This is a genomic window from Streptomyces sp. NPDC006430 (assembly GCF_040612395.1).
In the GTDB taxonomy this organism is placed as follows: domain Bacteria; phylum Actinomycetota; class Actinomycetes; order Streptomycetales; family Streptomycetaceae; genus Streptomyces.
The window spans coordinates 101,559-122,493 of sequence record NZ_JBEXQA010000008.1 but is presented as its reverse complement, the minus strand read 5'-3'; the positions used below and the strand labels follow the sequence as shown (position 1 = coordinate 122,493).

At 71.5% G+C, this 20,935-nt stretch carries 15 protein-coding genes; 8 read left to right on the top strand and 7 right to left on the bottom strand.

All coding sequences use genetic code 11. From position 1 onward, the window contains the following. Positions 1-162: 162 nt before the first annotated feature. Positions 163-1,383, bottom strand: coding sequence for an Ig-like domain-containing protein (locus ABZZ20_RS14855; protein ID WP_356869924.1), 1,221 nt, complete (start codon positions 1,381-1,383; stop codon positions 163-165). Positions 1,384-1,729: 346 nt separating this feature from the next. On the opposite strand from ABZZ20_RS14855, the gene glgX reads away from it, so the two are divergent. Both glgX and ABZZ20_RS14845 read left to right on the top strand, forming a co-directional pair. Further along, positions 1,730-3,886 (top strand): glycogen debranching protein GlgX, encoded by a 2,157-nt coding sequence (glgX, locus tag ABZZ20_RS14850; protein ID WP_356869923.1) that lies wholly within the window; start codon positions 1,730-1,732, stop codon positions 3,884-3,886. 172 nt (positions 3,887-4,058) lie between these two features. Then, positions 4,059-4,781, top strand: a complete 723-nt coding sequence (locus ABZZ20_RS14845; protein ID WP_356869804.1) for a CDP-alcohol phosphatidyltransferase family protein — start codon at positions 4,059-4,061, stop codon at positions 4,779-4,781. 9 nt (positions 4,782-4,790) lie between these two features. Here ABZZ20_RS14845 and ABZZ20_RS14840 read toward each other — a convergent pair whose 3' ends face one another. Then, positions 4,791-5,276: an adenylyltransferase/cytidyltransferase family protein gene (locus ABZZ20_RS14840; protein WP_356869803.1), complete on the bottom strand. Its 486-nt coding sequence runs from the start codon at positions 5,274-5,276 to the stop codon at positions 4,791-4,793. Between the two features lie 157 nt (positions 5,277-5,433). Here ABZZ20_RS14840 and ABZZ20_RS14835 point away from each other — a divergent pair, with 157 nt between their 5' ends. The 3 genes from ABZZ20_RS14835 to ABZZ20_RS14825 are packed head-to-tail and all read left to right on the top strand — an operon-like array spanning position 5,434 to position 9,634. Continuing rightward, positions 5,434-6,639 carry a glycosyltransferase family 4 protein gene (locus ABZZ20_RS14835; protein WP_356869922.1) on the top strand — a complete coding sequence of 402 codons (1,206 nt, stop codon included), beginning with the start codon at positions 5,434-5,436 and terminating at the stop codon, positions 6,637-6,639. Continuing rightward, on the top strand, positions 6,636-8,399 hold the full coding sequence (locus tag ABZZ20_RS14830) for a lipopolysaccharide biosynthesis protein (protein ID WP_356869802.1): 1,764 nt from the start codon (positions 6,636-6,638) through the stop codon (positions 8,397-8,399). Before ABZZ20_RS14835 ends, ABZZ20_RS14830 begins: the two co-directional genes overlap by 4 nt. After that, positions 8,396-9,634, top strand: coding sequence for a hypothetical protein (locus ABZZ20_RS14825; protein WP_356869801.1), 1,239 nt, complete (start codon positions 8,396-8,398; stop codon positions 9,632-9,634). Before ABZZ20_RS14830 ends, ABZZ20_RS14825 begins: the two co-directional genes overlap by 4 nt. A gap of 42 nt (positions 9,635-9,676) precedes the next feature. Here the strand turns inward: ABZZ20_RS14825 and ABZZ20_RS14820 are convergent, their stop codons facing one another. Further along, positions 9,677-11,095 carry a hypothetical protein gene (locus ABZZ20_RS14820; protein WP_356869921.1) on the bottom strand — a complete coding sequence of 473 codons (1,419 nt, stop codon included), beginning with the start codon at positions 11,093-11,095 and terminating at the stop codon, positions 9,677-9,679. Positions 11,096-11,326: 231 nt separating this feature from the next. Here ABZZ20_RS14820 and ABZZ20_RS14815 point away from each other — a divergent pair, with 231 nt between their 5' ends. After that, a complete protein-coding gene (locus ABZZ20_RS14815; RefSeq protein WP_356869800.1) occupies positions 11,327-11,866 on the top strand; it encodes a WcaF family extracellular polysaccharide biosynthesis acetyltransferase in 540 nt (179 codons plus the stop codon). After that, the gene (locus ABZZ20_RS14810) at positions 11,863-12,978 is read left to right on the top strand and encodes a glycosyltransferase (RefSeq protein WP_356869799.1); all 1,116 of its coding nucleotides are present in this window, start codon (positions 11,863-11,865) and stop codon (positions 12,976-12,978) included. Before ABZZ20_RS14815 ends, ABZZ20_RS14810 begins: the two co-directional genes overlap by 4 nt. 123 nt (positions 12,979-13,101) lie before the next feature. On the opposite strand, the gene ABZZ20_RS14805 is transcribed toward ABZZ20_RS14810, so the two are convergent. The 3 genes from ABZZ20_RS14805 to gmd all read right to left on the bottom strand — a co-directional run bounded on the left by ABZZ20_RS14805 (position 13,102) and on the right by gmd (position 17,904). After that, positions 13,102-13,776: a hypothetical protein gene (locus ABZZ20_RS14805; protein ID WP_356869798.1), complete on the bottom strand. Its 675-nt coding sequence runs from the start codon at positions 13,774-13,776 to the stop codon at positions 13,102-13,104. 90 nt (positions 13,777-13,866) lie between these two features. Further along, positions 13,867-16,644, bottom strand: a complete 2,778-nt coding sequence (locus ABZZ20_RS14800; protein ID WP_356869797.1) for a LamG-like jellyroll fold domain-containing protein — start codon at positions 16,642-16,644, stop codon at positions 13,867-13,869. Positions 16,645-16,890: 246 nt separating this feature from the next. Continuing rightward, the gene (gene gmd, locus ABZZ20_RS14795) at positions 16,891-17,904 is read right to left on the bottom strand and encodes a GDP-mannose 4,6-dehydratase (RefSeq protein WP_356869796.1); all 1,014 of its coding nucleotides are present in this window, start codon (positions 17,902-17,904) and stop codon (positions 16,891-16,893) included. 284 nt (positions 17,905-18,188) lie between these two features. Here gmd and ABZZ20_RS14790 point away from each other — a divergent pair, with 284 nt between their 5' ends. After that, a complete protein-coding gene (locus tag ABZZ20_RS14790; RefSeq protein WP_356869795.1) occupies positions 18,189-19,133 on the top strand; it encodes a GDP-L-fucose synthase in 945 nt (314 codons plus the stop codon). A 19-nt stretch (positions 19,134-19,152) separates the two neighbouring features. Here ABZZ20_RS14790 and ABZZ20_RS14785 read toward each other — a convergent pair whose 3' ends face one another. Further along, positions 19,153-20,640: a sugar transferase gene (locus tag ABZZ20_RS14785; RefSeq protein ID WP_356869794.1), complete on the bottom strand. Its 1,488-nt coding sequence runs from the start codon at positions 20,638-20,640 to the stop codon at positions 19,153-19,155. Positions 20,641-20,935: the final 295 nt, after the last annotated feature.

Below are 20,935 nucleotides of genomic sequence, written 5' to 3'. Positions count from 1 at the left end.
AAGAGAAACGGTCTTGTCACCGTTCCGTCCCAAGAACGGAAGTCGGGCCGGCGGCGGCCCGGTCGACCCCCGGTACGGTACTCCAGCGCGGCACTGCGGTACGGGGACTCCGCTACCGGACTCCTCCACGGGACCGTACGGGGATCGCCCGGCCGGGGCGCCTCAGCCGATGGCGGAGCCCGCGGCCCAGTCCGCCCAGGACATGTTCCAGCCACCCAGCCCGTTGTTCGGAGCCACGGTCTTGTCCTGCGAGTTCACGACCTCCACCACGTCCCCGACCAGGGTCCGGTCGAAGAACCAGCCGGCCGGGGTGTCCGAGCCGCCGCCCTTGTCGTCGCGCAGCCCGACACAGCCGTGGCTGGTGTTGGTGGAGCCGAACGTGTCGGGGCTGGCCCAGTAGTTCCCGTGCAGGAAGGTCCCCGAGGTGGTGAGCCGCATGGCGTGCGGAACGTCGGGGATGTCGTACTCGCCACCGAACCCGACGGTCTGCCCGTTCATCCGGGTGACGTCGAACATCTCCAGCACGACCATCTTCCCGTTGTACGTGGTGTTCTTCGGGGCTCCGGCGGTGATCGGAAGGGTGGAGATCAGCTGCCCTTCGCGGCGCACCTCCATCGTGTGCTCGGCCGCGTCGACGGTGGAGATCTGGGAGCGGCCGACCGTGAAGGTGATGCTCTTGTCCTGGATCCCGTACGAGCCCGGCGCCCCCTGCACGTCGCGCAGGTTCATCTTGACGGTGACCTCGGTGCCGGGCTTCCAGTACTGCTTGGGCCGGAAGTCGAGGCGCTCCCGGCCGAACCAGTGGCCGACGACCTCCACCGGGGGGTTCGCCGTGACGGTGATGGCCCGCTCGACGTCGGCACGGTTCTCGATCGACCGGTTGAAGTTGAAGGAGACGATCATGCCGGTGCCGACGGTGGACCGGTTCTCCGGCTTGAAGTAGCCGATGAACCGCTCCTCGGGGACGTAGGTGGTGAAGCTGGTGTGGCGGGCCTGGCGCCGGTTGTGTCCGTCGAGGGCGACTGCGTCCACGGTGTACTTGGCCGCGAGCGCGAGCTTGCCGCCCGCGGGGTCCGGGCTCCAGCTGAGGCCGTCGGGGGCGATGGAGCCAGGGACGCGCTCCTCCTGGGCGTCCTCGACCTTGGTCACCACGACCCGCTCCAGGCGCCCCTCGGGCACTCTGACCGTCAGCGGGCCCTCGGCCGGGACGCCCTTGGCGTTGTCCTCGGGGGTGATCCGAATGGCCTCGTCGGGCGACCGGGGTTTGCCGGGGAGCTGGATCTCGACCGGGGAGTCGCCGCCCTCGGTGCATCCGGCCAGGCCGCCCAGCAGGCCGGCCCACGCAGTCACGGCGGCCAGGGCCGCCCCTGCCCGCTTCGTCAGAAGTGTCACGATCCCTCCAACGACCGGCCCCCTCCGGGGGAAACGTGAGCGCGCGCCACGTTCCGGGCAGATCTGTCCGGGCAGAACAGTGGGAAGGACCAGACGGGGGCGGGCCCAGGCCGGGACGCCGGGGCCGTACTTCCCCTCCCCTGACGGTACCCAGGAGCCGTGGAGGCGGGCAGTGTCGAGCGCAGCCGAGCAAGGGGCGGTGGATGCCGCCGCCGTAGAGGCAGTGGAGGCCGTGGACGCGGTGCGCAGCGGTGCGGTCGCACCGCCCGCCCCGCAGGTCAACGGCCGGGTGAGCGGCGCGGCGGTGGCGGACGGCGGGTCGGCCCCACGGGCCGTCATGCGCTCGGGGCCCCCGGTGTGGCCGGGGTCCTCGCACCCCTTGGGGGCGCGTTTCCGCACCGGCCCGGACGGGACGGCGGGTACCAACTTCGCGCTGTGGGCGCAGGGCGCGGAGGCGGTCGAGGTGTGCCTCTTCGACGCGGAGGGAGTCGAGACCCGGTGTGCGCTGGCCGAGCTCACGCACGAGATCTGGCACGGGTTCCTGCCCGGCGTGCGTCCCGGGCAGCGGTACGGGTTCCGGGTGCACGGCCGGTGGGACCCGTGGACCGGCGCCCGGTTCAATCCGGCGAAGCTGCTGCTGGACCCGTACGCACGGGCGGTGGACGGTGACTTCGTCCTGCCCCCGGAGGTGTACGGGCACGTGCGGGACTGGCCGCAGCAGTACATCGCGGACACGGTGCGCGACGACCGGGACTCGGCTCCGCAAGTGCCCAAGGGCGTGGTGGTCCACGATGAAGACGACTGGGCGGACGACGTCCGGCCGAAGACCCCGTGGGCCGATTCGGTGATCTACGAGCTGCACGTGCGCGGGTTCACGATGCGCCATCCGGGCGTTCCCGCGGAACTGCGCGGCACGTACGCGGGCCTCGCCCATCCCGCGGCGATCGAGCACCTGACCCGGCTCGGGGTGACGGCGGTCGAGCTGCTGCCGGTGCACCAGTTCGCCCACGAGGACCACCTGCTGCGCCGGGGTCTGCGCAACTACTGGGGCTACAACTCGATCGGCTACTTCGCCCCGCACGCCGGCTATAGCGCCTCCGGTACGGCCGGCCAGCAGGTGGGCGAGTTCAAGAGGATGGTGAAGGCCCTGCACGCGGCCGGGATCGAGGTCATCCTCGACGTGGTCTACAACCACACGGCTGAGGCGGGCGAGCTGGGCCCGACGCTGTCCCTGCGCGGGATCGACAACCGCGGCTACTACCGGCTCCAGGCCGACCAGCGCCGGTACGCGGACTACACCGGCTGCGGCAACACCCTGCACGCCGGGCGCCCGCACGTACTGCGCCTCATCACCGACTCGCTGCGGTACTGGGTGACGGAGATGGGGGTGGACGGCTTCCGCTTCGACCTGGCGGCGGCACTGGCCCGTTCGATGCACGACGTGGACATGCTCTCGCCGTTCCTCGCGGTGATCGCCCAGGACCCGGTCCTGCGGCGGGTCAAGCTGATCGCCGAGCCGTGGGACGTGGGCTCGGGCGGCTACCAGGTCGGGGCGTTCCCGCCGCTGTGGACGGAGTGGAACGACCGCTACCGGGACGCCGTACGGGACTTCTGGCGCGGCGCGCTGCCCGACGTACGGGACCTCGGGTACCGGCTGTCGGGCTCCAGCGACCTGTACGCGTGGGGCGGGCGGCGGCCGTACGCCTCGGTGAACTTCGTGACCGCGCACGACGGCTTCACCCTGCGCGACCTGGTCACGTACGAGCGCAAGCACAACGAGGCCAACGGGGAGGAGGGACGGGACGGGACCAACGACAACCGCTCGTGGAACTGCGGGGCGGAGGGCGAGAGCGACGACGCCCGGATCGGTGTGCTGCGGCGCCGGCAGCTGCGCAACCTGCTGACCACGCTGTTGCTGTCCACCGGGGTGCCGATGCTGGTGGCGGGCGACGAGTTCGGCCGCACGCAGGGCGGCAACAACAACGCCTACTGCCAGGACAACGAGACGGGCTGGGTGGACTGGTCGCTGCTGGACGACCCGGTCTGGCAGGAGCTGTTCGCGCTGGCCGCACGGCTGGTGGCGCTGCGCCAGGAGCATCCGGTGCTGCGCCGGCGGGCGTTCTTCTCGGGTCGGCCGCAGGGCGCGGACGGGCTGCGGGACCTGGCCTGGTTCACCCCGGCGGGCACGGAGATGACGGAGCGGGACTGGTACGCGCCCGCCGCCGCGCTGGGGATGTACCTGTCGGGGCGGGACATCCCCGGTCGCGACGCGCGCGGGCGGCAGGTCAGCGACGACAGCTTCCTGGCGCTGCTGCACGCCGGGGACCGACCGGTGGCGTGGGTGCTGCCGGACGCGCCGTGGGGCGCGGTGTACGAACTGGTGCTGGACACCTCACGGGAGGACCAGGCCGCACCCCCCGGCACCCGGCACCGGGGCGGGCAGACGCTGACGGTCCCGGCGCGGTCGATGCTGCTGCTGAAGGTGGTGGACTGAGGGCGGCGCCCCCGGCGGCGGCCGTCCTCCGGGTCTCGGAAGTCCTCTGCGCAACCGGTTCCGGACGTCCGCGGGCATCCGGAGCAGGAGCCGGCGTCGGTCCTGCGATGATGTGGCTTTCGTACACACGTGCATCCGTACACGTGTACCACCGCGGGGATCAGGGGTACGCATGGGGAAGGTCGGGACCGCGCTGCGGGAGCTGCGCGGGGCGCAGAAGTCGGCGAAGGGCGTGTCGCTCTACTCACGGTTCGTCAACCGGCCCGCGGGACGGCTCCTGGCCGCCGGGGCGTACGCGCTCGGGCTGACCCCCAACCAGGTGACGCTGATCAGCGCCGCGTTCAGCTTCGCCGGCGTGGCCGCCGTCGCGCTCACCGCGCCGTCGTGGGGGCTGGGGATCGCGGTGTGGGCCGCACTCGCCGTGGGGTTCGCCTTCGACTCCGCCGACGGGCAGCTCGCCCGGCTGCGCGGGGGTGGCAGCGCAGCGGGCGAATGGCTCGACCACGTCGTGGACTGCGCCAAGCTGACCGCGCTGCACACCTGCGTGCTGATCGCGTTCCACCGCTTCCCCGAGGCCTACGGGACGGGCGGCGAGGGCTGGTTGTTGGTGCCGCTGGGCTTCCAGTTCGCCGCGGTCGTCACCTTCTTCGGCGGTCTGCTGACCGAGAAGCTCAAGCCCAAGCCGGCGCCGGGGAGCCCCGCCGCCGCGCCGTCGACCCTGCGCGCGGTGGCGTTGCTGCCCGTGGACTACGGGGTGTTCTGCGTGGTGTTCGTGCTGCTCGGCGGCGGAGGGCTGTTCCGCTGGGCGTACGCGGGGCTCGGCGCGGTCGCCGCGCTGTTCCTGGTGGCGTTCCTCGTGAAGTGGTTCCGAGAGCTCAGCGCCGTACCGCGCTGATCGGCACGGTCAGCGCCGCTCCGCGGTGAGCGGCTTCGACAGTGCGTCCAGCGCCCGGCGCAGCTGGGTGCTGGACGTGTGCACCGTGTAGGGGAAGTAGACGACGTCGACGCCGACGGCGGCGAAGTCCTTCTCCAGCTTGTCGCCCTTGGGGGTGCCCCGCCAGTCGTCACCCTTGAAGATCACGTCGAAGCGGACCTGCTTCCAGGTCTCCACCTTGTCCGGGACCGTTTCGACGAACGCCGCGTCCACGTACTTGACGCTGCGGACGATTTCCAGTCGTTCGACGAGCGGGATCATCGGGCGGCGCCCCTTGGCCAGTTCGGCCATCTCGTCGGAGACCACGCCGGCCACCAGGTAGTCGCACCGACTCCGGGCGTGCCGAAGGATGTTGAGATGTCCGATGTGGAAGAGGTCGTAGGCGCCCGGGGCATACCCGACGCGGTACGGTCTGCGCGCGGGTGCGCCGAGATCGGACATGTCGCGCTCCGTCATGAGTTACCCCCCAGCAGCCACACCCCCCGGTGTGGCGGATTAGCAGACAATAGCGTGCACGTTCCGCAGCGTGCCGGTGAACGAATAGGGTGACGTGCGCATCATCCTGGGGAGAAGGGGACCTGACGTGTCCACATCCGGTCACCGGCGCCTGCTGCTGGTTTCCACCAATTACGCTCCCGAGCACGCGGGAATTGGGCCGTACGCCACCCAGATCGCGGAGCACTGGGCAGATCTCGGCCACGAAACCCACGTCCTCGCCGGCATGCCGCACTATCCGTCCTGGTCGTTGGAGCCGGAGTACAAGGGGGCGCTCCGGCGCACGGAACGGCGCGCGGGGGTCACTGTGCACCGGCGTGCGCACACCGTGCCGTCCCGTCAAACCGCCGTCACGCGCGCGCTGTTCGAAGGATCGATTCTTCTGCACGGCGCCGTGGCCCCGCCCCGGATGCCGCGCCCGGACGCGGTCATGGCCCAGATGCCCAGCCTGGCCGGCGGCGTCCTGGCCGCCCGGCTCGCGGCGAAGTGGCAGGTCCCCTACGTCCCCGTCGTCCAGGACCTGATGGGCGCCGCCGCCGCGCAGAGCGGCATCAGCGGCGGCGACAAGGCCGCCGCGATCGCCGGACGTGCGGAGGCGTACGCCCTCAAACGCGCCACGCTGGTCGGCGTCATCCACGAGACCTTCGTGGACCGGGTCGTCGGCATGGGCGTCGACCCGAAGAAGATCCGCCTGGTCCCCAACTGGTCCCACGTCCCGCAGCCCACCAAGCCGCGCGGCGAGACCCGCCACCACCTCGGCTGGGCACCCGACGAGCCGGTCGTCCTGCACTCCGGGAACATGGGCCTCAAGCAGGGACTGGAGGTGCTCGTCGGCGCCGCCCGGCTGGACCCGGGCGTCCGCTTCGTCCTGATGGGCGACGGCAGTCAGCGCTCCGCCCTCGCCGACCTCGCGGCCGACGTGCCGAACCTGGACATCATCCCCCCTGCCGCCGATGGAGAGTTCCCGGATATCCTCGCGGCGGCGGATGTACTCGCCGTGACACAGCACGCGGCGGTGCTCGACATGAGCGTGCCGTCCAAACTGACCTCCTACTTCCAGGCCGGCCGCCCGGTCGTCGCCTCCGTGGCGGCGCAGGGCGGCACCGCCCAGGAAGTGGAACGTTCGGGCGCGGGGGTGCTCGTACCGCCGGAGGATCCCCAGGCCCTGCTGAAGGCCGTACGGGCCCTGGCCGAGGACCCCGAAGGCGCGGATGCACTGGGGGCGGCCGGGCCCCGCCACGTGGCGGCCCACCTGAGCCGTGACGCGGGCCTGGCCCGCATCGACGCACTGATAGACGAAGCACTTGGGGGTCCGCAGCCGTGACCGAGACGAACCGCCCTTCCGCGGTCCCGACCGAGGACGAACCCGATCTCCTCAGGGACCAGTTCAAGCAGCTCCTGCGCTACCGCCGCCTCCTCGGGGCGGGCGTCGGCATCGGCCTGTTGGGCGGCGTCTACCTCGGCATCTCCACGGCGGACACGTACGTCGCCACCGCGGACATCGTGCTGCGCGCACCCACCGACGACCCGTTCAACCCGAGCCTCGCGCCCGACAAGGCGATCAACATCGGCTCCGAGCGGCAGGTCGCGCTCAGCTCCTCCATAGCCAACGAGGCCGCGAAGAAACTCGGCGTGGGCGCGAAGGAATTCGCCGGCCTGCGCAGCGGCCTCCAGGTGACCAACCCGCCGCAGACGATGGTGTTGCGCTTCACCTACACCGCGTCCTCCCCCAAGGAGGCCGCCACCCGCGCCAACGCCATGGCCGAGGCGTACCTGCTCAAGCGGCAGGAGTCGCTCGACGTCACCCGCGACAAGATGGTCAAGGGCTACCAGGAACAGCGCGATCCGGTCGCCAAGAACCTCGACGACCTCGTCAAGCAGATCAACTCCATGCCGGCCGGTTCGGGGCGCGACGCCGCGTACTCCTCGAAGACCGATCTCCAGAGCAAGGTCAACACCCTCAACAGCAACATCGCCAAGCTCCAAGCCCTGGACATGACCCCGGGCCGGGTCACCAGCGCCGCCACCCCGCCGGCGGCGCCCGACGGCCCGGGCATCCCGATGTCGCTCGCGCTCGGCGCGGCCGTCGGCCTCGCGCTCGGCCTGCTCGCCGCTTGGGTACGCCTCGTCTTCGACCCCGCGCCGCGCTCCGAGGGTGACGTCGCGCGGTCCCTGCGCGCCCCCGTACTGGGCTACCTGCCGCGGGACAAGACCGGCGGCGGACCGCTGCTCGCGGCCGGCGAGGAGGACCCCCGGCTCGCCGAGGAGTACCGCTCGGTCGCCTTCCGGCTCGCCTACGACTCCCGTTTCGCCGATCGGCGCCGACTGCTCGTGGTCGCCCCGCGCGGCAGCAGCGAGACCGCCGCCGCCGTGGCCGTGAACCTGGCCGCCTCCTTCGCGGAGACCGGCAAGGACGTCCTGCTGATCGAGGCCGACCTGCGCACGCCGGTACTGGCCAGCCAGCTGCCCACCGACGCGGGCGGCCGGCCCCGCTGGAGCCAGCTGCCCGGCAGCCAGGCCGCCGGCGCACAGCCCGCGGGGCACGGCGACGCCGACTGGCCCGACGGACGCCAGCTCACCGTGGACGCCGGTGAGTCGGGAGCCTTCGACCTGATCCCGGGCGAGCCGGTGCGCAACGTCGCCCGCGCGCTGACCTCCCCGCGCGCCACCCGTCTGATCTCCGAGGCCGATTCCCCCAACTCCACCGTCGTCGTGCTCGCGCCGCCCGTGCTCTCGTACGCCGACGCCCTCGCGCTCGTCGACCGCGTCGACGGCGTCCTGGTCGTCTGCGACCCGCGCGCCGTGCACCGCAGCGACCTGGCCCGCATCCGCGAGCTGATCAGCGGCGCCGGCGGCACGGTGCTCGGCGCGGTGCTGCACGCCCCGCTCCCGGTCGACAAGCGCACCCGCGGCGGCAGGTCGAAGGGCTCCGCCGCCTCGGCCAAGGCCTCCCGTCCGGCCGCTCCGCAGCCGCTCACCCGCCAGCCCGACCAGCCCGAGCGGCGCACGGGGCCGGAGCAACACATCCCGGGCGACGGCACCGACACGGTCGCCCTGCGCACGGTGCGCACGGGTCGCAGATGAGCCGGCGCGGCCTCGCCGCCGTCGCCTCGGTCCTGGACCAGGCCGCGTCCAGCGCCACCAACATCCTGGTGCTCGTGCTGGCCGCCCGGCTGTCCTCGGCAGCCGGATTCGCCGACTTCTCGATGGTGTACGTGACCTTCAGCGTGCTCCTCGGCCTGAACATGGCGTACGTCGGCCAGACGGTGGTGCTGGAGAAGGACGAGGACCGGCTGGGCCCGGTGTGCCGCTCCGGCCTCGCGTTCACCGCAGCCGCCTCGGCCGCGGCGGGGGCGGTGCTGGGCGTCGTGGGCGCGGCGCTGCCGGGGACCGGCGGACGGGCCTTCCTCGCGCTGGGCCTCGTACTGCCGCTGGTACTCGTCCAGGACGGGCTGCGGTACTGCTTCTCCGCGCTGCGCACCCCCCACCGCGCGCTGGCCGCCGACGCACTGCGGCTGGCGTGCGTCGTCGCCGCGCTGCTGCTCCAGCCCGAAGGCGCTTCGGCAGGGCGGCTGGTGCTGGTGTGGGGTGTCTCCGCCCTTCCGGCCCTCGCCCTGGGCCTGTTCCTGCTGCGCCCGTACGTGCGCGACGCGCGGGCGGACCTGCGCCCGTACCTGCGGCGCGGCCACCTGGGGCAGCGTTTCGTGGTCGAGTTCGCCGTGGGCAACGGCTCCAGCCAGCTCGCCGTACTCGGCCTCGGCGTCCTCGCGACACCCCTGGCGGTGGGTGCACTGCGGGGTGCGACCACCCTGTTCGGGCCGCTGAACGTGCTGTTCAACTCGGCGAACGCCTTCGGACCGCCGGTGGTGGGGCGAGCCTCCGGCAAGCGGGGAGTGGTCCGGCTGACCATGCTCATGGGCGCCGTGCTGGCGGTCCTCGGCGCCGGGTGGGGGGCCGTACTGTACGCCCTGCCGGACCGGATGGGCCGTCAGCTGCTCGGCGACACCTGGGCCGCGGCGTCCGCCCTGCTCCCGGCGACGGGCTCCCAGTACGCGGTGATGGGGCTGGGCACGTGCGCGCTGCTGAGCCTGCGGGTGCTCAACCCAAGGGCCACGCTGTCCCTACAGGTGGTGTTCTCGCTGCTGTCGGTGGTGTTCCTGCTGGGCGGGTACGCGGCGTGGGGTGCGGCGGGCGCCGCGTGGGGCCTGGCGGCGGGCTCGGCCCTCAAGGCCGCGGCGGCATGGCTGCGGGTCGCCCGCATGCAGGTGGCTGCTGCGCCGCAGGACGAACCCGAGACCGCCCCGACCCCCACCGTGTAGGAGCCCGGGGAGTGCACCGCCGCACTGCGGCGGTGCAGCCGGTCAGCGCAGGGCGTTGGACTTGTCCTGCCGGTACGTCGCGATCAGCGCCAGGCACAGGCCCGCGATCGCCACCCGCCCCGACGCTTGCAGGAGCGGCCCCCGCAGCAGGATGAACGAGTAGCCTGCGACCAGCGGGACCACCACCGAGATCAGGCTTCCCGGTGGTGAGCGCCGCGTGGCGCGCTTCGCGTAGCGCCGGTCGACCCGGGCGGACGCGTACCCCATGCCCAGCAGCCCGGCGCCCATCCCCAGCGGCCCGAAGTCGATCCACAGCTCCGCCCAGATCGGCGACGAGAGGTTGGTGTTGACCGTCCCCATCCACTGGCCGACCATCACGCCCGTGTCCCGGGGCTTGCCCGGCCACATCGAGCGCGGCACCGCGAAGAGGACCGATCCCGCGAGCTGACGCCCGTAGAAGTGCCCGGGCCCGGAATTCGAGAAGGTGATGGTGTTCGCGAACATGCCGATCTGGTCGTAGTCCTTGAGCGCCATCGGCTCCAGGAACGACGTCGTCTCGACCGGCTTGTAGTTCTTCTCGTCGTACCGGAAGCGGTCCGCGAACGGGAACACCAGCAGGGCGATCACCACGGCCATCGACAGCGCCACCCGGTACATCGCCGCACTCACCGGGAAGACGGTGAAGAGCAATGCGAACATGACGGTGAGGAACCAGTAACGCGGATTCGAAATGGGGTTGTTGACCACCAGGTTCAGCAGGGCGAGCGCCCCCCAGGCGACGATGACCGAGACCTTGCGGCGGGCGTACGTCGAGGTGATCAGCCAGCGCGTGTACAGAAGCAGGGCGAGCAGCGCCGGGACGGTGCCGAAGCCGCGCAGCAGGGCTTGGCCGGCCTGTCCGTCGCCGTTGGAGACTCCCGCCTCCTCGATGCCCGCGATGATCTCCTGCCGGCTGGAGAAGAAGACCGACGGGCCGCCCAGCTTGACGATGAAGGCCGCGCTGCACAGGAAGGCCAGCCCGGTGAGGAGTTGGAGGCGGCGCCGGTGGACCATGACCGGGCGCGGCTCCTGCTGGGAACCGCCCGCGCGGCCGGCCGGCCGGTGGCGGGCGAGCAGGACGCCGACGTCGAACGCCGTGCAGCCGAGCAGGACCAGGCCGATGGCGAGGGTGAGGTCGGAGCGGGGGCCGACCACGGGGGTCGGGACCCGGCCGAGGACGGCCTGGGCGAGGGGGGCCACGCCCATCGCCATGTAGACGAAGAGCCAGAACGACCCTTGGAGCAGCTTGCGTCGGCTGGTCAGGACCATCGCGGAGAGCCGGGCGCCCGCGTACATGGTGAGCAGGAGTTGGAGCCAGAAGGCCGCGTCGCGCTGGCCGTCGCCGGACTGGACGGCGACGAACAGGGGCAGGAAGACGGTGAAGCCGAGGATGAGGGGGACGGACAGCGCGCGGGAGAGCAGGGTGCGCGGGGAGGTGACGCGGCCCCAGGTGTGCTCGTCCCCGAGCCCGAGCCCGAGCCCGTGCTCGGCGACCGGCGGGGTCGGGGAGGGCTTGCGTACGTCCGTTGCCACTGCTCCCCCACCCCATGTGCCTGGTCCGCGCGCAGTCTAGTCTGAGCGGGCCGCGCCCGGGGAGGCTCGGCGGGGGTCCCCGACGGTGTCGGGGCAGGGGTGGACGATGAGGGGCGACAGTTGCGTGATCTTCCTGCCTTCACGCTGGCCGGATACGACAAGGGGCGCGGGCTGCTGACGCAGGCGCTCTGGTTCGCCGTGATGAACACGCTGTTCACGGCGTGGTTCTGCCCGGCCCGGTTGCGGGTCGCACTGCTGCGGGCGTTCGGGGCGCAGATCGGTGAGGGCGTGCTGATCCGGCACAGGGTAAGGGTGTTGTGGCCGTGGAAGCTCACCGTCGGGGACCACACCTGGATCGGTGAGGGTGCCTGGCTGTTGAACCTGGAGCCGGTGACCATCGGGTCCCACGTCTGCATCTCGCAGGAAGCCATGCTGTGCACCGGCTCGCACGACCACCGGGCCGCCGACTTCCGCTACCGCAACGGGCCGATCGTGGTCGAGGACGGGGCGTGGGTGGCGGTACGGGCGACCGTGCTGGCCGGGGTCACGGTGGGCCGCTGCGCGGTGGCGGGCGCCGGATCCGTGGTCCACAGAAACCTTCCTCCGCTGACCCTGCAGACGATGGACGGGCAGCGCCGCCCCGTAGAGGAGCCCAAGTGAGAGTTCTGCACGCCGTCACGTTGCACTCCCCCTCGCATGCCTTCGGCGGGCCGGTCCGGGTGGCCCTGAACCTGGCCTCGGGCCTGCGGGCACGCGGCCACGAGGCCGGCCTGTTGGCCCTCGGGGAGGGCTTCGCGGACCCCTGGCCCACCTGCGTGGAGGGCGTCCCGGCGAAGCTGTTCCCGGCCCGCCGCCTCCTGCCGCTGGGCTTCAGCGGGATGACCTCGCCCACCCTGTTGGCCTCGGCGGGCCGACTGGTCCGCAACGCCGACCTGGTCCATGTCCATCTGGCCCGCGACCTGGTGACCCTACCGGTGGCCCTGGCGGCGCTACGGGCCGGCAAGCCGCTGGTGCTGCAGACCCACGGCATGGTGGACCCGAGCGAGAAGGTGCTGGCCAAGGTGCTCGACGCGGTGGCCGTACGCCGGCTGCTGCGCGGCGCCGACGCGGTGCTGTACCTGACCCCGCACGAGCGCGAGGGCCTCGACGCGGTGCTGGGCTCACCGCTGCCGGGCGCGGTCCGGCTGGTGAACGGCACGCCCGCCCAGGACGAACGCCCCGCTCCGTCCGGTCCGCCGCGCATCCTGTACTCGGCGCGCCTACAGGCCCGCAAGCGCCCGGTGGACTTCGTGGACGCGGCCCCGGCGGTCCTGGCGGCGCATCCGGACGCGGAGTTCGTGGTGGCCGGACCGGACGAGGGCGAACTGACGGCGGTCCGCACCCGCATCGCGGAACTGGGCCTCGCCTCCCGCTTCACGGTGCCGGGAGCGCTGGCGACCTCCGAGGTCCTGGCGGAACTGCGCCGGGCACACGTGTACGTCCTGCCCTCGGTCGACGAGCCCTTCCCGATGTCGGTCCTGGAGGCCCTCGCGGTGGGCGTCCCCGCGGTGGTCACCCACTCCAACGGGCTGGCCCGCGACATCGCCGCCGCGGGGGCGGGCCGTGCGGTCGAGCCGGGCCCGTCGGGGGTCTCGGCGGCGGTCCTCGCCCTGTTGGACCCGCAGGCCAACGCCTCGGCCTCGGTCGCGGCCCGCAAGCTGGCGGCCGAGTCGTTCTCGATGGACGCGGTCCTGGACACCCTCCTGGCGGTGTACGGGGCCGCCCTGCGCTGAGCAGACGACCGGCGCCCTGCCCGACCGGCGCCGGAGCAGGGCGCGCACCGCACGGGTGCGGGCAGTCAAGAGCCCCCGCGGCCGGCATCGGCCTCGGGGGCTCTTGGGGTACGGGGCCCGGCCCTACGCCGGGATCCAGGCGTAGCACCCCGTCGACGTGAACTCCGCCGTGCCCGCCGGGATCGCCGCCGTGATCTTGTCCCCGGCCTTCGGGGCGGTCTCCGGGCCCGAGGCCAGGATCGAACCGTCCTTGCCCTTAGCCTCCCAGGTGCACGTCGTGCTCTGGGTCAGCGCCCGGTACGTGCCCGCCGCGGGCGACTGCCGGGACCCGTCGCCGAAGCCCTTGGACGCCGCGTCCAGGATCGGCTTCTGCTCGGGGCACAGGTACGGGATCGCGTCCTTCGCCCCGGGGATCTCTCCGGCGATGAGGGCCCCCGTCGCCGCGTCCTTGTCGCGCTTCGCCGTGCGCTCCACGCGCTGACAGGACTCCTGGCCGGTCTGCAGGACGGCCGCCGGGTCCATCTTCTCCGGGACCCGGCCGCTGAGGTACTGCTTCTCGTTGGGCTTGAAACTGCCCGTCTTCGGGGTGAGCTTCGCATCCGGGAGGACGGGGCCCGTCGGCTTCGCGCCGGGCGACGCCGGTGCGGCCGGGGCGTCCGCCGGGTCGGGGGCGGACGACGAGGCCGGCGGCTTCGGCTTCGCCGCGGCGTCGGCCTTGCCGTCGCCGCCCGAACTGCAGGCGGTCAGGGACAGAGCTGCGGCCAGCAGAACAGCAGCCGCGGCGGAGCGTCGGTACATCAGGGGGCTCCCGTACTTGCCGGTGACTCGGGTGAGATAGGAGTGCGGGGCCCGGCGTGGAACGGCCGGGCCCCGCACTGCGTCAAACGGTTACTTCGCGCCGAAGGTGAGGACGAGCTGCGGAGCGGCATCCGTCGCCGTCGACTCCATCGACCAGATCCACATCGCGTCGGTGCCCGTGCTCGTCAGCGCCAGGCTGTAGCTGCTCCCCAGCACCGCGGAGAGCGCGGCGGTGTCCAGCGGGGTGCTCTGGACCGCCGAGCCGTCCGGCACGTTCGCGAACGTGCCGAGCGGGGTGGTACCGAGGGTGGGCTTGTTGTTGAAGGTGGTGCTCGCACCGCTCCAGGTGCCGGTGACCGGGACCACGGACACGGTGTCGGCCGTACCGGCACCCGTCTGGGTCGTGGTCTTGACCTGGAGCGAGGCGGACTTCAGCACCTGCCCGGCCGGCGCGGCCGGCAGGTTGAAGCGCAGGTACGTCTCGTACGCCGAGGTGCCGCGCACGGCCAGCGAGGTGGCCGCACCGTTGGCGGTGGACGGGGCACCCTGGTTGATGTAGGTGTCCTCGGTCGCGGAGACCTTGGAGACCGTGTCGGAGGGGGCCTTGGCCAGGTCGTAGTGGTTCTTGACCTGGGCCGCGCTGAGCGCCTTCGGGTAGACGGCCGTCTCGTCGATCTGGCCGGCGAAGAAGTTGCTGGTCGGCCTGGTCGGCCAGCCGCTGAGGTTGTCGCCGCCGACGTGCCAGAAGCCCGCGTACTGGGCGGAGTCGGTGACGTTCAGCGTGCCCTTGCTCTGGCCGTCGACGTACAGCGCCATGCCGGCCGGACCCTGGGTGCCGACGACGTGGTGCCACTTGTTGTCGTTGAAGGTGTCGAGCAGACCGGTGGAGATGGTCCGGGCCGAGCCGTTGTAGACGCCGAAGACCAGACGACCGGAGTTGGTCATGTAGATCTGCTTGTCGAACGAGCCGCTGTTGCGCGTGGTGTTGTTGCCGAAGCCGATCAGCTTGCCGCCGCGCGTGGTGCCCGTCTTGAACCAGGTCTCGATCGAGTAGGAGCTGGTCACCGTCTGGCGGTGGTCGCTGTACACCTGCTGGCTGGTGCCGTTGAAGCCCATCGCCGTGCTCGGACCGCTGATCGCGCCGGGCGTCTGGCGCAGGGCCGGGGCGTTGACCTGGATGCCGCTGGTGTTGCCGCCGTCCGAGGAGTCGGCGACGTACGGGCTGACGGTGTCGTCGTAGCGCCAGTACAGGTTGGCGCCGTCCGCGCGGACCTGGTTCGGGTACGACTGGACCGAGGCCGGGATCGTGACCGAGGCGGTGGCCGACAGGGCGCTGGTGTTGCCCGCCGCGTCGGTGGCCGTCACGCGGTAGGTGTACGACTGGCCGGCCTTGACCGTGGTGTCGACCCAGGAAGCCTGCGGACGCTCCCACTCCAGGGACTCGGCAGCGACGGTGGCGATCGGGGTGGCCGAGCCGTTGCGGTAGATCCGGTACGTCAGCTTGCTGTCGTCCGCGTCGTAGCTGGTGCGCCAGCGGACCTGGGCCTCACCGGGCTTGACGCTGCCGACGCTCGCGACCGGGGTGGTGGGCGCGCCCACGTCACCGGTGGAGGCGAAACGGGTCAGCGCCTGCTGCGGCTTGCCGTTGATGGCGGTGAACTCACCGCCGACCCACATGTACTTGACGTCGTTCTTCTCGGCGATGCTCATCACGCGCGGGCCGATGCCCTCACCGATGCCGTCGTTGGCGGTGGGGTGCCAGCCGAGCTTGCGCGGGCTGCGCACGAAGCCGTCCACGGGCGCGGGGGCGGCGCCTTCGTGGTTGGTCAGCTGCGCCAGCAGGAAGTTGCGCTTGCCGTCGGGGAACTGTCCTTCGAGGGAGCAGTCGTGGGCGTGCGAGGAGCTGTAGAGCACACCGTCGTACGGCAGGACGGCCTGGGTCGCGCCGAGGCAGCGGTCGCGCCACTTCTCGCTGAAGTCGCTGAGGTTCAGGCCGATGCGGCCGTCGAAGACGCCGCCGCCAGAGCCCTCGTTGCCGGTGTAGAAGCCGGTCGAGTCGGTGGCGATGTCCTTGACCACCGAGTTCGAGGGGATGTTGGCGTACGTCTTGGTGACGGCACCGGTGGTGGCGTTCACGACGGCCAGCGCGTGCGTGTTCGCACCGTTGACCGAGAAGAAGTCACCGCCCAGGAGCACGTTCTTGCCGTCCGGGGTGACCTCGATCGCGCGACCGGGCTCGTCGGCGTTGGCGACGAAGGGCTTGAGCGCACCGGAGGTGGCGTCGACGGCGGCGAACCGCTCGCGGGTCTGGCCCTCGACGGCGGAGAAGTCACCCGCCGCGTAGAGGGTGTCGTCGGTGACGGCCAGTCCGCGCACGGTGGCGGGGAAGCCCGGGTGGAATGCGGCCTTGGGGGTGCAGGTCTCGATGTCGATCGCTGCGAGGCTGGAGACCGGGGTGCCGTTGACGGCGCCGAAGTAGCCGCCTGCGTAAAGGGTCTTCTGGTCCTTCGAGACGACCAGCGTGCGCACGGTCGCGCTGCCGTCGCCGATGGTGAAGGCGAGCTTGCACGAGGTCGGGTTGCCCGTCGCGGCGTCCAGCGCCACGAAGTTCACCGCTTCCTGCTCGGTGCCGCCCACGCCGTCGGGCGGACGGACCGCCGAGAAGGTGCCGCCGGCGAAGACGGTGCCGCCTGCCTGGGCCATCGCGAAGACGACGCCGTTCGGCTGCCAGGTCGGCAGCCCGTCGGCGGTGAACGCCACAGGAGGAGTGATGGCGGACGCCTCGGGCATCAACACCAGGCCTATGCCGGTGCCTGCACCGGCCAGGGAGAGGACGAGGGCAGCAGTCAGCCCTCTGGATCTACGCATGAGCCCCCCAGGGCAATCGCCCGGTTTGATGGCTGGAACTATCCGAACAGCCATATGTACTGGCGCAGACTAGGGCTCGCGTGAGGGCCCGGTCACCTCGCTTGACCCATTGCATACCAACTTGGAATCAACGAAGTTCAGCACGGCGGGTGCGCAGCGGACATACGGCAGGTTTACCCCGGCCATCCCTACAGGAACCTGCGGTAATGGCCGGGACACGGCAAATCGTAGGGGAAATATACGGCCTCAGCGGTCGATACGGACGGTCACGCCCGCCAGTTGGTCCTCCACCTGCCGGATATCGGCGTCCACCATGATCCGGGCCAGCTCGGACACCAGTACCGCCGGCTTCCAGCCAAGGAGGGAGTTGGCCTTGGAGGCATCGCCGATGAGGGCGTCAACCTCGCTCGGGCGCTCGTACTTGGGGTCGTAGCGCACGTGGTCGGCCCAGTCGAGGCCCGCGTGGGCGAAGGAGGACTCGACGAACTCGCGGACCGTCGCGGCCACACCCGTGGCGACGACGTAGTCGGTCGGCTCGTCCTGCTGGAGCATCCGCCACATGGCGTCCACGTATTCGGGGGCGTAGCCCCAGTCGCGGACCGCGTCGAGGTTGCCCAGGTAGAGGTGCTCTTGGAGACCGGCCTTGATGCGGGCGACCGCACGCGTGATCTTGCGCGTCACGAAGGTCTCGCCGCGGCGCGGGGACTCGTGGTTGAAGAGGATGCCGTTGACGGCGAACATGCCGTACGCCTCGCGGTAGTTCACCGTGGTCCAGTACGCGAAGACCTTGGCGGCGCCGTACGGACTGCGCGGGTGGAACGGGGTCTTCTCGTTCTGCGGGGGCGGCGTGGCCCCGAACATCTCGGAGGACGAGGCCTGGTAGATCCGGGTGTCCACCCCGCTGGCCCGGATGGCCTCCAGCAGCCGCAGCGCGCCGAGACCGGTCACGTCACCGGTGTAGAGGGGGGCGTCGAAGGACACCCGAACATGCGACTGGGCCCCGAGGTTGTAGACCTCGTCGGGCTTGATCTCGCGCAGCAGGTTCACGAGCGCGACGCCGTCGGCGAGGTCGGCGTGGTGCAGGACGAAGGACCGGTTGGCGGTCTGCGGGTCCTGGTAGATGTGGTCGATCCGCTCGGTGTTGAAGCTGGAGGACCGCCGCACGAGGCCGTGCACCGTGTAGCCCTTGGAGAGCAGGAGCTCGGAGAGGTACGAGCCGTCCTGCCCGGTGACGCCGGTTATCAGTGCGGTCTTGCCCATGTGCGGTCCCCCTGGGGATCGTGTCGGTCTGGTGTGGTGGGCGGGACTCGCCCCACCCCTTCGAGGCCTGCGCCTCATGCGGCGCGTTCGCCTCGGCACTGTGTGCCTGCGCCCCTCCCCTGGGGCTGGATGCGTACCGTACACCGCGTATCCCCGCCCCCTTCGGGCGGATTGGGCATGGCGGACCGCGCCGGCTCCGAGGACGCGGCGGATGCCGTGCGCGCACGGCGGCGGGGCCGTACCTCGCCCGCGCCCGACGGGAACGGACTGGCATCATCGGCGGTATGACAAGTTCGCTGCCGCTCCTGCCCCCGAACGCCCGCGTCTTCGTCGCGGGTCACCGCGGCCTCGTGGGGAGCGCGGTCGCCCGCCGGCTCGCCGCCGACGGCCACGAGGTGCTCACCCGGGGCCGCGCCGACCTCGACCTGCGCGACGCCGACGCGACCGGGGCGTACCTCAAGGACGTCCGACCCGACGCCGTGGTGCTGGCCGCCGCCAAGGTCGGCGGCATCATGGCCAACAGCACGTATCCGGTGCAGTTCCTGGAGGACAACCTCAAGATCCAGCTCAGCGTCATCGGCGGTGCGCACGCCGCCGGCGTGGGCCGGCTGCTGTTCCTGGGCTCCTCCTGCATCTACCCCAAGCTCGCCCCGCAACCCATCAGCGAGGACGCTCTGCTGACCGGGCCGCTGGAGCCGACCAACGAGGCGTACGCCGTGGCGAAGATCGCCGGCATCATCCAGGTGCAGTCGTACCGCAAGCAGTACGGGGCCTCGTACATCTCGGCGATGCCCACGAACCTCTACGGTCCGGGCGACAACTTCGACTTGGAGTCCTCGCACGTGCTGCCCGCCCTCATCCGACGGTTCCACGAGGCCGCCGCCGAGGGCCGCGAGGAGGTCACCCTGTGGGGCAGCGGTACCCCGCGTCGCGAGTTCCTGCACGTGGACGACCTGGCGGCCGCCTGCGCGGTACTGCTGAACGGCTATGACGGCGACGAGCCGGTCAACATCGGCTGTGGCGAGGACCTGACCATCAAGGCGCTGGCCGAGACGGTCGCCGAGGTGACCGGCTTCCAGGGGCGGCTCGCCTGGGACACGTCCAAGCCGGACGGCACCCCGCGCAAGCTCCTGGACGTCACGCGCCTGACCTCGCTGGGCTGGAAGCCGGAGGTCGGGCTGCGCGACGGCATCGCCTCCACCTACCGGTGGTGGCGCGAACAGGGCTGAACGCACGGGCAGTTGTTTTTCAGTACGCTCCGCGGCCGTCGACGACGGCGCGGAGCGTACGGCCCATGACGTCGACGTCGCTGGTGAAGGACCAGTTGTCGACGTACTGCAGGTCCAACTGGATCGTCTCGTCCCAGGACAGGTCGGACCGCCCGCTGATCTGCCACAGCCCGGTCATACCCGGCCGTACGGCGAGCCGGCGCAACTCGACCTCGTCGTACCGGGCCACCTCCTCCGGAAGCGGCGGGCGCGGCCCGACCAACGACATGTGCCCGCTCAACACGTTCAGCAGCTGCGGGAGTTCGTCCATGGAGGTGCGGCGCAGCAGCCGGCCCACCCGGGTGACCCGGGGGTCGCGCCGGATCTTGAACATCAGGCCGTCGTTCTCGTTGGCGCCGGACAGCTCGCCCTTGAGGCGGTCCGCGTCCACGACCATGGTGCGGAACTTCCACATGACGAACGGGACGCCGTCGCGCCCGATGCGCCGCTGCCGGTAGAACGCCGGACCTCGGGACCCGAGGCGTATCGCGAGGACGATGCCGAGGAAGACCGGGGAGAGCAGGAGCAGCCCGAGCGCGGCTCCCGTGCGGTCCAGGACCGCCTTGAGGAAGGTCTGCACACCTCGGCCCACCGGCGGTGCCACCCTCAGCACGGCGAGTCCGCCCGCGGAAAGGGTCTCCAGTCGTTTGACGGAGACCTCGACCAGTCCCGGGAAGACGGCGAGCTCCAAGCCCGCGTCGTGCAGGGCCCAGGCGACCTTGCGCAGCCGCTCCCCCGCGATCCGCGCGCCGGGGGCGACCAGTACGAGGTCGGCGTGGTGGCTGCGGACGGCGCCGAGCACGGCGGCGGAGTCCGCGCCCGGGGCCTCGGGCGGGGCCGCGTCGAGGCGGGCCGCGACGGGCACCCCGCTCTCCAGCGGGCCGGCGCCCACCGGCACCACGCCGACGACGACGTACGGGTGGTCGGTGCGCGCGGCCAGGTGCTCGATGACGGATTCGGCGGCGCCGGGCTCGCCGACCACCAGCACCCGGCTGACGGCGTGTGCCTCGCGGCGGGCCGCCGAGAGGTGGCGGTACGTCAATTTGTGGCAGGCCACGGTGATGAGGAGGGCCGGTAGCAGGGCTCCGAGTGCGGAGAGCCGTGGGGTGCTCTCGCCGGTGATCACGCGGGCCACCGCCAGGACGCCGATCAGAATCAGCCAGTCGTGGACGACGGGCAGCACTCCGCGGGATTCACCGAGCGCGCGGGCCGTGTAGCGCCGCCGCAGGGCTTGCACCCCGGTCCACGCCAGGGCCGCGCCGAGGGCGCAGTACAACGGCCGGACCTGCTGCGCCGCTTGGAAGACCAGTCCCACCGGGACGGCCGCGCCGAGGAAATCGGCGGTCAGGGCGGCGGGCAGGTACCAGCGGGCCTTGTCTCCGAGCCGCCTCGCCGGGGCGGCTGCGAGCCCGGCCGGGCCGGCCCCCGCTCCGGCCAATCTTTGCGCAGGAAAATGGACATGCCTCATGGGCCCCCCTGGCACGTGGTCTATGACAGTGGCGCATGCCCATGGCTTCCCCTGGCGACGGACATCTGGCGCACCGGGAAACAGTACGACAAACGCCCGTACGACAAATGCCGATTGGCCGAACGGAACCTCTTGTTGCGCAAGTGTTAGCAACCGGTACCAATCGTTCCAGATATCGAACCCCGCCTTCGCACGCGAAGGTGAATGGTTCGGATACCGGATACGCCTCTTCGGTCAACGAACCGTTTCCGGCCAACCTTTTGACGCGGCCCTGACATTGACGCCCACAGCTGGC